The sequence below is a fragment of the Paenibacillus terrigena DSM 21567 genome (assembly GCF_000374845.1).
Lineage (GTDB): Bacteria > Bacillota > Bacilli > Paenibacillales > Paenibacillaceae > Paenibacillus_K > Paenibacillus_K terrigena.
Genome location: NZ_KB895414.1, coordinates 39,179 through 53,594 on the forward strand (window position 1 = coordinate 39,179; position 14,416 = coordinate 53,594).

12 protein-coding genes and 1 pseudogene are annotated in these 14,416 nt (G+C 47.7%); 4 read left to right on the plus strand and 9 right to left on the minus strand.

Annotation, left to right across the window (positions count from 1 at the left end; all coding sequences use genetic code 11):
* Window positions 1-54: 54 nt before the first annotated feature.
* The 4 genes from C558_RS0108150 to C558_RS0108165 form a co-directional block, all read right to left on the minus strand.
* Window positions 55-381 (minus strand): TFIIB-type zinc ribbon-containing protein, encoded by a 327-nt coding sequence (locus C558_RS0108150; protein ID WP_018755766.1) that lies wholly within the window; start codon window positions 379-381, stop codon window positions 55-57.
* Window positions 382-457: 76 nt separating this feature from the next.
* On the minus strand, window positions 458-679 hold the full coding sequence (locus C558_RS0108155; RefSeq protein ID WP_018755767.1) for a hypothetical protein: 222 nt from the start codon (window positions 677-679) through the stop codon (window positions 458-460).
* Between the two features lie 59 nt (window positions 680-738).
* Window positions 739-1,068, minus strand: coding sequence for a hypothetical protein (locus C558_RS0108160; RefSeq protein ID WP_018755768.1), 330 nt, complete (start codon window positions 1,066-1,068; stop codon window positions 739-741).
* Between the two features lie 86 nt (window positions 1,069-1,154).
* The gene (locus tag C558_RS0108165) at window positions 1,155-1,727 is read right to left on the minus strand and encodes a xanthine phosphoribosyltransferase (protein ID WP_018755769.1); all 573 of its coding nucleotides are present in this window, start codon (window positions 1,725-1,727) and stop codon (window positions 1,155-1,157) included.
* A gap of 158 nt (window positions 1,728-1,885) precedes the next feature.
* Here C558_RS0108165 and C558_RS32500 point away from each other — a divergent pair, with 158 nt between their 5' ends.
* Window positions 1,886-2,584, plus strand: a complete 699-nt coding sequence (locus C558_RS32500; RefSeq protein WP_018755770.1) for a hypothetical protein — start codon at window positions 1,886-1,888, stop codon at window positions 2,582-2,584.
* A gap of 8 nt (window positions 2,585-2,592) precedes the next feature.
* Here C558_RS32500 and C558_RS0108175 read toward each other — a convergent pair whose 3' ends face one another.
* Window positions 2,593-3,186 (minus strand): DedA family protein, encoded by a 594-nt coding sequence (locus C558_RS0108175; protein ID WP_018755771.1) that lies wholly within the window; start codon window positions 3,184-3,186, stop codon window positions 2,593-2,595.
* Window positions 3,187-3,296: 110 nt separating this feature from the next.
* Between C558_RS0108175 and C558_RS0108180 the strand changes: the two genes are divergently transcribed.
* Window positions 3,297-4,325 (plus strand): YkvI family membrane protein, encoded by a 1,029-nt coding sequence (locus tag C558_RS0108180; protein WP_018755772.1) that lies wholly within the window; start codon window positions 3,297-3,299, stop codon window positions 4,323-4,325.
* Here C558_RS0108180 and C558_RS0108185 read toward each other — a convergent pair.
* Genes C558_RS0108185 through C558_RS0108195 form a run of 3 tightly spaced genes read right to left on the minus strand, consistent with a single transcriptional unit; the run spans window position 4,311 to window position 10,097 of the window.
* Entirely contained in the window at window positions 4,311-7,604 is a 3,294-nt protein-coding gene (locus tag C558_RS0108185) for an AAA family ATPase (protein ID WP_018755773.1), read from the minus strand. The genes C558_RS0108180 and C558_RS0108185 overlap by 15 nt on opposite strands.
* A complete protein-coding gene (locus tag C558_RS0108190; protein WP_018755774.1) occupies window positions 7,601-8,932 on the minus strand; it encodes a metallophosphoesterase family protein in 1,332 nt (443 codons plus the stop codon). The genes C558_RS0108185 and C558_RS0108190 overlap by 4 nt, the downstream gene beginning before the upstream one ends.
* A gap of 34 nt (window positions 8,933-8,966) precedes the next feature.
* On the minus strand, window positions 8,967-10,097 hold the full coding sequence (locus tag C558_RS0108195) for a glycosyltransferase family 4 protein (RefSeq protein WP_018755775.1): 1,131 nt from the start codon (window positions 10,095-10,097) through the stop codon (window positions 8,967-8,969).
* Between the two features lie 102 nt (window positions 10,098-10,199).
* Here C558_RS0108195 and C558_RS0108200 point away from each other — a divergent pair, with 102 nt between their 5' ends.
* Entirely contained in the window at window positions 10,200-11,390 is a 1,191-nt protein-coding gene (locus C558_RS0108200; RefSeq protein ID WP_018755776.1) for a GGDEF domain-containing protein, read from the plus strand.
* Window positions 11,391-11,537: 147 nt separating this feature from the next.
* Window positions 11,538-12,930 (plus strand): annotated as a pseudogene (locus C558_RS30725) (RsmB/NOP family class I SAM-dependent RNA methyltransferase).
* A 76-nt stretch (window positions 12,931-13,006) separates the two neighbouring features.
* Here the strand turns inward: C558_RS30725 and C558_RS32505 are convergent.
* The gene (locus C558_RS32505) at window positions 13,007-14,080 is read right to left on the minus strand and encodes a hypothetical protein (protein WP_018755777.1); all 1,074 of its coding nucleotides are present in this window, start codon (window positions 14,078-14,080) and stop codon (window positions 13,007-13,009) included.
* Window positions 14,081-14,416 lie beyond the last annotated feature (336 nt).

The following is a 14,416-nucleotide window of genomic DNA, read 5'->3' on the forward strand; positions in this document are numbered from 1 at the left end:
CGGTGTTTAAGAATATTAATATAACGTCGCCCCTTGAAGAGACGACGTCATCCCTCAATCAAATAGGTCTCCGAATACGTCCAGAACCGATTTTTTCTTCTTATGCTTGTTATTGTAATGTGGTTGATTGTGATTGTGCTGATTATTGTGTGAGTCGTAGCGATGTCGGTCATCATCATAGGAGTCTCTTCTAGCGTGCTTATCATGCTCATCATCATACCATTGATTGAATGCCGGTCTGATCTCACGAACACCGCTCATCAGCTTCTCAAGCTCTCCACGATCAAGCCATACGCCTTTGCATGATGGACAGATGTCAATTAAGATTCCATCCTTCTCCACCTCACGCATCCGCGTATCATGACATACTGGACAATTCATTCATACACTCCCTTTCGGACCCTGTTCACACGCAGGGTTAGATTATATTACGTTGTCCCAATCCCGTGGGTTTCATTTATTCGAATGGATTTATGCGTTCCATCGTAAAAGGCGTAATCGAATAGCTTCGGTCGAGCTTCACAATTCGTTTATTCGGCCGTCTTATCATCACGGTACTGTCATCCCAAGCGACAACTATCCCAATGACATCATTGATTTCAAGCGCATCACGCACCACACGGACCTTCGTTCCATCGAGTCGATATTGATTCAACTGCTCATCTGTTAATACTTCCATCGTATATTCTCCTTCAAAAAAGAGACCGAACAGCAAGCTGTTCAGTCCCTGTAAGTTGATTATTGTTCTACATGCTTCTTCAAATCATTCGTCTCGAACCAGTAATCAAGCACCTTCGACGACATTACCCGATTTCTTACGTATGACACTTGATGCGGCGTGAAATGACTGTTCCATTCATATCCAAGCTCATCGCATAATTTAACAATCGTGAGCAGCTCCGACCAAGCAACATAGCGTTTGTACCAGAAAAATTGAGGGTGTTCAATCATATAGGGATAAAGATCGTCAAATTCGGTATGCTTACAATCCAAGGCACGTTCAAAATGGACTTTCGCGTCATTTAACTTCTTCATGAAAAATGCATCAGAAACCTGTTCATTCCCCATAGTTGGTCGCCTCCCTTCCCATATTCCTTATTATAAGTCAAAACTGACAAGGATGAAAGAGACTCTTTCCCCCGGGAATTGTGAAATTACTCTTGAAAATGGACCTGCCCATCCTCTAGAGACTTAATTCTTACTAGAGCTTCAAGACTTACGCCTTGTTCTCGAATCGAAGACGCGCCATGTTGGAAACATTTCTCGACCACAACACCCATACCTACGAGGGTCGCCCCTGCACGCTCAATGATTTTGATCAAACCGCGTGCCGCATCGCCATTCGCAATAATATCGTCAATGAACAGAATGCGATCATCCGCATGAAGGAATTGACGCGATACCATAATATCCGTTACAATGCCCTTGGTAAAAGAAGGAACACGTTCGCTGTAAGTCTCTGTATCCCCGACAAGTGTCTTCTTCCGACGTGCGAATACAAGCGGAACACCGAGTTCTGCAGCAACGACAAATGCAATGGGAATTCCCGATGATTCTACCGTCATGATCTTCGTCACCTGCTGATCCCGAAACCTTGCAGCAAGCTCCTTACCCATGACTGTGGTAAGCTTCGGATCAATTTGATGGTTGAGAATCGCATCAAGCTTCAGTACTTGATCGGATAAGACAATACCTTCTTCTAAAATTCGCTGTTTCAACGCTTCCATACGTTATACCTCCGAATGCGGATTATGTAAGTTAAGTTAACATACGATTGAAATTCATTCAAGCAAAAAAATTAACCTGTCATCCGTAACTTTTAGAGCGCGATTCCGTCTAATAAAGTAGAACAGATACATAATTTTTCACTTAGGAGCTTACCCAAATGAAAATACCGATAAAATTGATTTATGTTGGATTGATCTTAAGCCTTGCGATCTTGCCTTCTTGCAGCAGTGTCATGGATTCAGCATCCTTAACGAACGGCCAGACATCATCCAAGGTTCAGCAATCAACTGACAAAGAACCCGCAAAGCTAGCCGATTCCAATCAAGAATCCGGTGACCCGAACGATGCGATCGATCAACCAAGTAAGAATAAAATAGAAATTTCATCCTCCAAAGATACCAAAAACACGAAAGATTCTAAGGATTCGAGCAAAGCAACGAAGAAACAGGAAGAGCCTGCCTTTGACCCTCAGAATCCCAAATTAGCCGGTATTGCCTTATCCGAGTCCAAAGACAAAATTACGAATAAACTCGGTAAACCTAGTGATCATTATAAAATGGACGATGAAGATGCGCCACTTGAAATCTATGAATATAACGGTATGTCCATTGGGTTCAACGAATCGAATACCGTAGAGTTCGTCGAAGTATTCCAGAAAGAAGTCGCTACTGGACTTCGTGGCATTCGGATCAATCAACATGCAGACCAAGTCATCAAAGCACTAGGCAAGCCCGACCGTGAGACCGACTATGTTATTAGCTATAATGCCAAAGATGCGTTGCTTAAACTCGACGTTGATCCGATGACGCATCTCGTACAATCGATAAAGTTATTTCAAGTAACAAAAGCTGAGTAGAACGATGTCTACACAGTTTTTTTGCGTCTTACGAGGATTAACGCAATAACAAGAATCAGAATCGCGAGAATAGAGATGCTGTGTACCATGTGATGCCGCACAAAGCGATGAATCACATTCCAATTCGAGCCGACGAACCGGCCGAGCGTAATGAATACGAAACACCAAATGAGCGCACCGCTCGCTGCAAAGCATAAATATTTGGCAAATGGTACACGGGTAACACCCGCAAAATAACATGTAACATGCCGGATGCCTGGAATGAAATATCCAAACACAATACTTAGCCCGCCATATTTATGGAACCAACGCTCTGCTTTGACGAGACGTTCCGGGGGCAAATGAATCCATTTCCCGTAACGCTGCAATAGACTACTCCCGACCTTTCTGCCGACGGTATAACTAATTAACATCCCCGTCATACTACCGAAAAAACTCACGAACAGCACCATGCTGTATGAAAAGTGTCCATGAACGGACAAGCCTCCCACCGCAAGCATCAGTGTCTCATCTGGAACAGGAATACCCACAATTCCTGCAGCTAGCAGTAAATACAAAGCTATATACCCATACTCACTTAGAAAATGTAATGCTCCTTGCATGAGAAAACCCCTTCCATTCCCCATCCCCTTCATCTTTCGAGTCATGTCCCATCCGAACCCATCATAGGCTGTAAAGAGGGACAAACTGCGTCATTGGAGGCGGAAGCTGCTTGAGAAATATCATCAAAGTATTACAAATTGCTTTTACGTATATCGGAACCATTGTCGGCGCTGGATTTGCCACTGGGCAAGAGATCTTGCAATTCTTCACGCAATATGGAAGATTCGCCCCTTGGACAATACTTATCGCAACAGTGCTATTTGTATGGCTTGGCACGAAAATTATGCTTATTGCCCATGAAATTCGAGCAAATTCTTATGAAGATTTGAACAAACATTTATTCGGACAAGCCGCTGGGCAAGTAATAAGCTTATTTTTGATGATCGTGCTCATCTGTGTGAACAGCATTATGCTCGCAGGTGCAGGCTCCCTATTCGTGGAACATTTTAATATCCATTACCAGACGGGGCTGCTGCTTACGCTAATCGCTACATTCTTTCTCCTGCGCAAAGGTATGAGCGCGATTCTGACCTTAAATTCCATCGTTGTACCGCTAATGCTCATATTTACGTGCCTAATTGTGCTAAATACGCTCGATTCTCCATCGGCGAACCGCTGGATTACTTTAATTGTGGACAAAAGCTGGACAGCCACTTGGGCCGCACCCTTCCTTTATTCTGCCTTTAATCTCGCGATGGCGCAAGCTGTGCTCGTCCCACTAGGTGCCCAGATGCCCTCACGCGGTGTAATTCGTACAGGGGGCATCCTTGGCGGAATTGGGATTGGATTCATGCTCTTATCAGGACATTTCGCACTCTCGGCCTATATGCCAGGCATTACACAATTTGAAATCCCTATGGGTAAAATCGCCTACCAATTAGGATTATTCGCTCAAATGGTCTACTTACTGTTGATCTTCTCTGAAATCTTCACCACGTTCGTCGCCGATGTATACGGAGTTACCCTGCAAATTCAGCAGCGCATCCGCCTCTCGACACCCGTCATTACCTTGCTGCTCATGATTATCTCTTATCTAATCAGTCAATTCGGATTTAGTTCACTATTGTCCGTATTATATCCGCTATTCGGATTATTCAGCCTTGTCTGGCTCGTCATGATTGTCTTAAAGAAACGATAAGTTCGTTGACTCTGCTTCCAAATACTGAATATCGGCATGCGAAAAATGTTGTCTTACCGCATCGACGATATGTGCGTGACAGGTCATTAGAATAATCTGATGACGCTCTGCAAGAGACTTCAGCACGCGTAAAGTTTGTCTTAATCGATCCGCATCAAAGTTCACGAATAAATCATCCAATAATAATGGCATATGCGGATGACTCGCAAACGTCTCTGCAAGTGCAAACCGCATCGCGAGATATAATTGTTCGGCGGTCCCACGGCTAAGGAGTGAACTATCGATCAATTGGCCTTGTGCTTGTTCTACTAGCATCCGTCTTTCGCCGAGCGGCGCAATGATCTTATTGTATTTCCCCTCTGTCATCTCAGCAAAATATTGCGACGCTAGCTTCAGCACTTGCGGCTGTTTCTCGTCTTCATAAATACGACGCGTCTTGCGCAAGAGGGTGTTGCAAATGGCATATAGAGCATACCGCTCTGTTAAAGCGCGCAGTTCTGCACGCTGCTCCTCCAATCGCTGAAGCGCATCAGCATGTTCACTGCGCTGCCTGATGGAGTCAAGTTCATTCAGAAGACGGCCGCGTTGTTCTTGCTTTTCTAGATATGTGAATTCAAATTGCTTGATGCGTTCATCGGACTCCGCCATTAGCTGATCGAGTAGGACGGGATCATCGATCTCCAGAAGTTCAATCAGATCTGCGGTGAGTTGATCTTGTTCTCCAAGCTGATTCGCCAGTTCCCACTGCATGGCCACCAACTGTTCTCTACGTTCCACCAGCCGCGCATGACGACGTAAACCTTCTTCATCCTTCGCAACAGCCTCCTCGAACAAGGATCTCAATTTCAGATCGAGTTGATCTTTGCGATAGATGACATCCTCTCGTGCCGAAGTCAGCTCAGCGAACTGCTTATTTTGCTGACTCCATAGCCGTCTCGCTTCTGCATATTGATCCAATTGCTGTTTATACGACCGAAGCGCATACATGCGTTCTTCTGCACGAATAAGTGATGGATCCTCGATTATCTCAGCGACGGACATATCGAACGCTGACATTTGGCCCAATACTTCACGCTCTTTCAACCGCAGTCGATCGATTTGCTGTAGTAAGGTCAACCCTTGTTCCGTCCACTGAAATACTTCAAGCACCGCGTCAGGGGACAGCGTCGTTTGTAACCCTTGGCTGGTTAACCAAGCTTCCCACTTCCGATGATGTGCCTCTTCCTCTATCAGGTTCTGTTCGATCACTTCTTCCATCTCCACCAATTGATCCCGCAATCGTTGCTCAATGCTTCGATACTCATGATGTCGTTCGGTTAGATGTCTCTCCTCCCGGATCCATTGCAGCCAAGGATCAACCGATTTCTGTAACTGCACCATCTGATCTGCAATGAACCGTTCCAGATCGTGAAGGGTCGCATGCTCAAGCGATGGCTGAGCTTCATGATCTGTTGGCACGTCGATAATTTCTTGGATCGACTTGATCATTTTTAGTCCTAGATCCCTTAATTCCGTATCCGAATCCGACTCTGAAAACCTGACATTCCCTCGGCGGGAGCGTCCTCTCGAATGGCTCCGCACCTGTCTCGATCCACTGCGAGTCCCAAACATTAGATATCCATCCAATATCAGAAACCCAAGCAACGAGCCAATACCGAATGCCCATTGCTTAGCTATGACAAAAAACAATGGAATCAAAACGGTAAGTACCACAGCTCCAATTTGCATTTTAGCGTGTAATGCGCGCACCTGCTGTGAGGAATGCTCCTGTGCGTGTTCTTCCGCTTCCCGCTGCGCGCGCATAGCACGATATGTGAGCATCTGATGATTCCATTTCTGAACTTCATGCTGAAGCATGGACCACAATCGCTGTCCCTCATCAGCTGATGTTGGACGTAAATGCGTAAATCGTCGGCCACCTGCGTCTTGATGCGCGACTAACTTCTGCTGAGACGCATAAATATCGGCTGAGGCAGCCTCCAGTTGTCGGCCAAGCCGCATATTATCTGCATGCAGCCCTTCGATCCGGCGGTCCGCAACAAGCTGCCGTTCCCGCTCGATTCTCACCCGTTCTCGCAACTCAATCGTGGCCGCGAAGCTCCTTAATTGATCGGCCGTCCATCTCGGATCAATCATCCGAAGTAATCGGGAGAGTTCACGCTCTGCCGCTTCTCGCTCCGATTGCAGCTCCCGACATTCGTATCGTTTCGCTTCAATAGACTCCGCCAAGTGAAGCAGCCTCTCCACCTCGGGGAGGTCATTCAATCGCATATCGTCAAATACAAGACCAGACATCTCTTCTTGTAGCTTCGTCATCGACCTTTCGGTTTGCTTCAATTGAAGGTCTAACGCATCGCGTTCCATCGTTAACTGCTGCGTTCGATTCACAGCATCTTCAGGAAATGCTCTAAATACAGGCAGCTCGGCGAGCTCTCTTTCAATTCGTCTTGCTCGCAGCCAATTCTCACGCATTCCCATTGCCCGCATGATTCGTGAGGATTCTGCTCGACTTGCCTCAAGTTCCATCGCCAGGTCTGCTATTTCCTCATCCGCCTGTTCTAACATCATGACGTGTTCATTGTAGCTCTGTATGAAGGATTTGCTGTGCCGAATATCTTTCTCCAGCTGATCCATGGCTTGCAAAATCTTGTTCACATCTTGATTCCGACCCTTCGGACGGAACAGCTTGTCCATATCTTGCGTTAGCTTGCGCTCCGCCTGCATAAGACTTCTTCCGCCGCCTATGCCCGCATGATATAAGAAGCCGCTCAATTCCTCCGACTGAAGTGTTCGAAGCTCTTGCAGCTCGGTCAGCGATACAGCAAATAGACTTCGAAATAACTCAGAGGATAAACCGCCTAACAGCTCTCGTTCCAAGTCCTGCTGCGAGCAGAACCTCACTTGACCTAGCGCATCGGTTACACGAATCAATAGGTTCTGCTGTTTGCCTTCTCCAGAGAGTGAACCACCAGAGGATGAAATGCCTGTAGAGGACAAGCCTCCTGTATTGGAACGATCGTAGCGCTCAATTGTCCATTCATTACCTTGAGAATCTTGTAACATGAGCCGTCCGCCATGGAGACCGCCATATACAGGCTCGTAACGTTCACTCATATACGTCCGTGAAGGAATCCCATATAACATCGCCCGGATAAACCCTAAAAGCGTACTCTTACCTGCCTCGTTATTGCCATATATGACTGTAACCATTGAATCCATCTGCATATGGACTTGGTGCTTCGCACCAAATCCGTTCATATAGAGGCCATTAATTCTCAAGAAACTTCGCCCCCTGCTCTTGGATCAGCTTCTTCCATCAAGACCGCCGCTAGTTCACATGCCCGTCCGATAAGTGCCCGTCCATCTTCTGAATCCTTCAGTTCTTCGATAACATGCCGCAGTCGGGTATGGCCTTGCATCGATTCCATCGCTTGATCCATGATCTCGTCATAGAGATCCAGGTCCTGATTGGTCTGTCTAGCCATCCGGAATAATTCGCCGAGGAAACTATCTGCTTCAAGGATATGCTCCACATCCACCTCAGAACCAGAATCCACCTGAAGCGACTCGAGCCAGACGATATTAGAACCTTCTGCAGAAACCCCATACTCCTCTTCTTCGCGAAGAACTTGAAGCAGATCTTGCACAAAACCGTTCTGCTCAAGCTTGCGATGCAGCAATCCTCTACCATGCAAGAACAATCGAAGAACCGACATCCGTCCAAGCGAGCCTTCTCTACAATTCTGCATCACTTGTTCCACAAGTTCTTTCAGCGCTTGTTCTGATTCTAACCCTTCTATCGAGATGGATTCCGTATACCACCGTACATCATCCAGCGGTGCGAATGTCAGGCGAGTCTGACGCCCTTCCATAACATCGACGATATAACAGCCTTTGGCCCCTGCTTCTTTCACACTCCGACCCTGAATGTTGCCTGGATAGACAATCCATGGCTCTTGTTCATGCAGAATCTGTCGTAAATGGATATGACCAAGTGCCCAATAATCCATCCCCGCTTGGATCAAATCTCTCTTCGCGCAGGGTGCATAGTTGTCATGCCCAATATCCCCATCCACATTCCCATGAAGTAGTCCAATATGATAAAGTGAGCTGCCCGCGAGACGTTTGTAGGATAACGCAACATTCTCATGCAAGGCCTTATGTGCGTACGAAATACCGCAGATCGCTGCGATGGCCTCAGGTTCTGAAGCTTCTGCGTGTCCACGCCGATATACGATTTTCGTCTCAACTTCTTTCGAACTTAAAAAGTGTACCGTATCTGGCCATGTTAATTCGGCATGCATCCCATCTTCGGGATCATGATTGCCATGAATAATATAGACGGGGATACGTACAGTTGCCAATCGCTGCAACTCCCGTTGCAATCGAAGCTGCGCTCGCAGCGATCGGTCTGCCGCATCATAGACATCTCCACTGAATACGACAAAATCAACCTGTTCTCGCAGCGCCAGATCAATTAAGTTCGTAAATGCCGTAAAGGTCGATGCGCGCAACCTCTCTCGAATTGCATCCGGCACGTGAGACATCCCTCGAAAAGGACTGTCAAGATGAAGGTCTGCGGCATGAATAAATCGAAAATCAGACAATACAGCTCCCCCCCAAGACGACTTCATTCAAACGCTAGGATTTTCGATTTACTTGCAAATAAATATTTTTCAATTCATTCACAACGCGTGTCAGAGAATAGGATTTCTTCGCTTTCTCCCATCCCGCACGCGAAAGTTGATAACGATAGACCGGATCGCCCATCATTTTCTCTAATGCATCTGCGAGCGCTGTCGGCTGATCAGGCGGCACTAAGAGACCATTCACACCATCTTCGATCTGCTCTGCAATGCCCCCCACATCCGTTCCGACAAGGGCGAGCCAACAGAGAGCAGCTTCGGCGAATACCGAGCCGAACGCCTCGGCTCTTGAAGGGAGCACGAAGATATCCGAGAACGGCATGAACTGTTCCGGATGCAGCATATAGCCATAAAAAATGGTCTCATCATAAATATCAAGGCTCACTGCTAGCTCCTCCAGCTCCGTTCGAATTGGACCGTCTCCGATAATGTGTAAGACGTACGCATGGCCGCGCGCTTTGAGTTCTGCACACGCTTGCAAGAGGATGTCGAGTCCTTTGGCCGGGACTAGCCGACACACGGTTATTAGCTGCGGCACCTCATTCTCGTGAGAGATCGGCTTAAATCGGCGCTCATCATAACCGTTAGGAATGACGATAATACGATCATGGTGATTCATATATGTAGACAGATACTGCTTGAATGACTCGGATACCGTCAGGATCTGATCCATATGATGTTCAAGCTCGCGGTAGAGCGATGTGAGGAATTGATGCTCGATCCCGCCTTCTTCTATTTTCCCGTTCAATATGAGCTCTCGCTCATAACTCGAGTGAATCGTCATCACGACGGGCGTATCCGGGAAGAGCTTCTTAAGGACAAGCGCCGCAATCGGGTGATGCGCGTGAATGACATCGTATGACTGCTTCAGACGCATCTTGGACCACCATATATAATCACGAATCGTCTGAATATATTTTTGCACCGTTGAATTCTCTTCGAATTGGTGCCAATCAAATGTGGTAAACGTTACTTCTTCATGCCCTTTACTGCGGACACGTTTGGGAATCGAGAATATTTCCATCTCCCAATTTGGCTTCTGAAACCGTTCCTGAAAAAAAGGAATCATAGAAGACACTCCGCCCGGTTGCTCTGGCGGAAAGAACAGAGCTTGCAACAGTTTCATATCAATGTCCTCCCGAATATGATATAGTAACACGTAGATTATAAAGGGTTGAACACAGAATTATATCGTAAAATCGATCATCATTAATTGGAGCGTAGATGCATGTCAACATTGGCGAATTTCTTCACAGGTACGATCGGACAAGCCTTCTCGTCATCTTGCATTATATACATAATGTTCATCATGATCCTGCTGTCCATTCGAATGTATCGAAAACAAGGAAAAAAAGCATACCTTTATCTCATTTTCGGTTTTCTACTCATTATGACATATCAAGGATTAAACATCCATTTTAGCATAAATGAGATCTTAAGAGCCCGAGCGATAAGCTACTTCGTTGAAATCTTGCAGACCTTATCGTTTATCATTCTGAACCTGGCGATCTATCAGCTATATAATCGCAACTCGAAGCGTACCGTCATTTATTGTTGTCTGCTCGTCATGGGAATTCTCATCTTGCCGATCGTTCAACTGCTAATCGATCCGCTATTCTTAAGCGGTCCTCCGACGGATCATTTCGCAGGCGTCTGGCCGCTGCAAGCATACAATCTGATCCTGTGCCTCATCTTTGCTCTGACCCTAGGCAGACGAATCAGGCAGCAGCTTAAATATTATAGCAGCCTTGTGCTGTACGGTGTAATCCTCGCGCTCAATTTGCTAGGCAACCACGTCTTAACGAAGCCTTCGGCTTTCATTGAACTGACACATAATCTACTACCAATTGTTTATTATACGCTGCTCTACTTTATTCTGTTCGACCGTATCGTCGAGCTGCTGCAATCCGTCTACCGCTCTTCGATTACGGACGGATTAACCAGCTTATACAACCGTCGTTATTTCAACAAAGTCGCTTCCCACTATATTCATGAGAACCTCCGAGTAAGTGTCATTTTTAGCGATATTGATAACTTCAAGAAGTTGAACGATACCGAAGGTCACCACCGAGCGGATGGCGTACTGAAACAGGTTGCGAATATCATGACGGAGGAGCTCGAAGGCATTGGCATTACGGGGCGTTATGGCGGGGAAGAGCTCGTCGCACTCGTTGTAGATAAGGACGCCAAAGTCGAAGAAGTCGCTGAGACCATTCGACGACGTGTCGCCTCCGAGAGCATTGTCACCATCAGTGTCGGACACAGCACCCTTCGCAAGGGTGTAACGACAGAAGAATTAGTGAAACAAGCCGACCAGGCCATGTATCACTCCAAGACAACAGGCAAAAATAAAGTAACAGCATATGCGGACCTCCAAGGTTCAACGAGCAAACCTGACCGGAAAACCCGGTTGGGATAAGCATAAACGATTTCGTCGTCCATTCAAAAGACGGAAAGCTTTTAAGCGAGAAATATAAGAACAGTTTATCCGTGAAACTTATAAGACCTTATATTTTAAAATAACCCTCAAAGTTTAAAATCTTATGCAAGGAGTTTAGGAACGACAATGACAACATCTTTACCCTCAACGTATATCGAACAAATGCGCACGCTCCTCGGTCAAGACGCGGAGCGTTTCTTGCTGTCTTATGACGAGCCACGAACACAAGGATTACGAATCAATCCCTTGAAGACAGAGATCGGTAGTGTGCTTACAGCGGAGCTCCGCAAGATGTTTGACTTGGAGCCCGTCCCTTGGTGCAGCACGGGATTCTATTACGGAGACCATCGCCCAGGCAGACATCCCTATCACGCCGCAGGCTTGTACTATATGCAAGAACCGTCTGCGATGTCTGCTGTGGAGATGCTGGACCCACAGCCCGGAGAGGTTGTTCTAGACTTAGCAGCAGCACCAGGCGGGAAATCCTCGCATATTGCAGGCAAAATGCAAGGACAAGGGCTTCTTATCGCAAACGAAATCCACCCTGCACGTGCCAAAATACTCGCCGAGAACATCGAACGGATGGGCGTGTCTAACGCCGTCGTAACGAACGCCACGCCGGATGAGCTAGCGGCACGCTTCCCTTCGTTCTTCGACCGGATCATGCTCGATGCCCCATGTTCCGGTGAAGGGATGTTCCGTAAGGACCCTAACGCATTTCAAGAATGGTCCGAGGACCATGTCGTCATGTGTGCGGCGCGCCAGTGGGACATCTTGGAACAAGCGGTGAAGATGCTGAAGCCAGGCGGTACGCTGGCTTACTCGACCTGCACGTTCAATCGTCAGGAGAATGAACTGACGATTGAACGCCTGCTGGCGGCGTTCCCCGCGTTCACGCTAGTGGGAACGGAGCGCATCTGGCCTCACGATCACCGCGGTGAGGGCCATTTTGTCGCCGTGCTGCGCGCAGCAGCAGGCGAGGGTGGTGCCCGCGAGCCGCAGGCTGCGGGCGCGGCGCACGGCCGCCGCAAGGCGGAGCGCGCGCCGCGCGGCAAGGGCCAGCCCGCCGCTCCCGCGGCGGCGGGCATGGCCCAGTTCCTCGCGTGGGCCCGCGAGGAACTGCCCGGCTTCGCGCCGGGCCAGGGCGATGCGCTTCTCTTCGGCGAAGCGCTGTACGGGCTGCCGCAAGTGGGCGGCAGCTCCCTGTCGGCCGCACAGCTTAGCGGCCTCCGCATCCCACGTGCCGGATTGCACCACGGCACGATCCGCAAGAACCGTATCGAGCCAGCCAGCGCATGCGCTGGCGCTCGCTGTGAACCCTGCGTGGGCGCGGCTCGTCTATGACTTCGCGCCCGATGCCCCCGAGATCGCCGCGTATCTGCGCGGCGAGACACTACCCGTGCCGCCGGATCACAAAGGCTGGGCGCTCGTGACCGTGAATGGCCTGCCGCTCGGCTGGGGCAAAGCCAGCAGTAGTCAACTGAAGAACCACTATCCGAAAGGCTTACGTCTTCCGTAAGCTCATTCGCTTCATCGCATGACATAGAGAAGCCCTGTTGCTCCAAAATCAAGGAACGACAGGGCTTCCGTCTTATTTAATCCACTTCATTCTCAAACTGAATTTCATCAATGACTTCATTCCGGAACATCAGTGTCAAGTGCAGTGCTTCATATTCCACCGATTTATCTAATTCGCGCATGAGCAGCGTACACATATGCGCACGATCCTCCGTTGTGCCAGGAACATCCAGCTCGATAAATCCGCTTAATCCTTCATCGCCTATATCTACGGTAGCAATCCCTACGGGAACGGAACCATAACGTTCATGATGATATATTGCATAGGTCAGCACAAGATTGTCGTCACGCACAGGTTCGATCGAATAGCCTTCAAAGGTATGTTCCATCAAAGAAGCATTCATGAAAATTTCAGCTTCTTCTTCATCTTCTTCAGCTTCTTCGTCTTCGCCGTCCTCCAGCAAATCTTCATGCGTCAACGCCATCGTCTGCAGTTGCATGTCACCCAGCTTCATTTCCAGATGAATGGTATCCATCAATTGCTCATCTAGATCACGAACGATCAGTGCGGTTAATTGATCCATCTCTTCTTCACTTGGCAGACGGTCCCATCGAACTTCACCTATCGCATCTGCACCATACTGTTTCACCACAGATACAGCCAGCAGATCATCTTCCATGTCGTATACTTCATAGACGGTAACATGACGCCCTGCGCTAATGACCTCAAGTCTTAAAATTTCGGCTTCAGCAAATTCCTCAATCCGCTCAAAATCCGTCTCGTCCTCTTCCTCGACTTCTAAGTCTACTTCTCGTTCCATCTCATCCGGGTACCATTCATGAACGATCGCCTGATCCTCAATTTCTTCACTCGTTGATACAATCGTCTCAAAAGGGCTGTACGAGACAAATACATCGCATTTTGGCGCGGACAACGCACCTGCAAGACCCTGCACATATTGGGTAATCAATTCTAAGACTTCAGGCTTCTCCTCGCGTGACAGAGAATCTTGCTCCAATTGAACAGAACCTGCTACCCGTTCTCCTTCGCGATAGATGAGCGAGATTGTTCCGACATATCGATGATTCAAGACGATATCATGCACTTCACCGCCAGATGTCTTCAGATCAGGTCGTAGGTTGATATTCATTCCTCCGTCACTCCTTCTACATTTCTTGCTTCCACTTATTCCAGTTCTAGGATTCCCACCAGACGTCGAAGTATTCGAACGCCCATTTCTGCGGACTCGGGATAAACGTCCAATCTTATAAAAATCGGCTTCATACTATAGATTATTCGAAGATGGAGATATACACCCAGCCCCCTGGATCTTCATTTTCGCAGAAACAAGATTAAAGGAGGAATTATGCAATGGGCGGAGTAGGCGATGGATTTTTCACTTCGGCAGCTACTATTCTTGTATTATTTATCTTGTTAGTAATCGTATCGTGTGCATGCATCTAAAGATTCTCTCGTACGATATAAC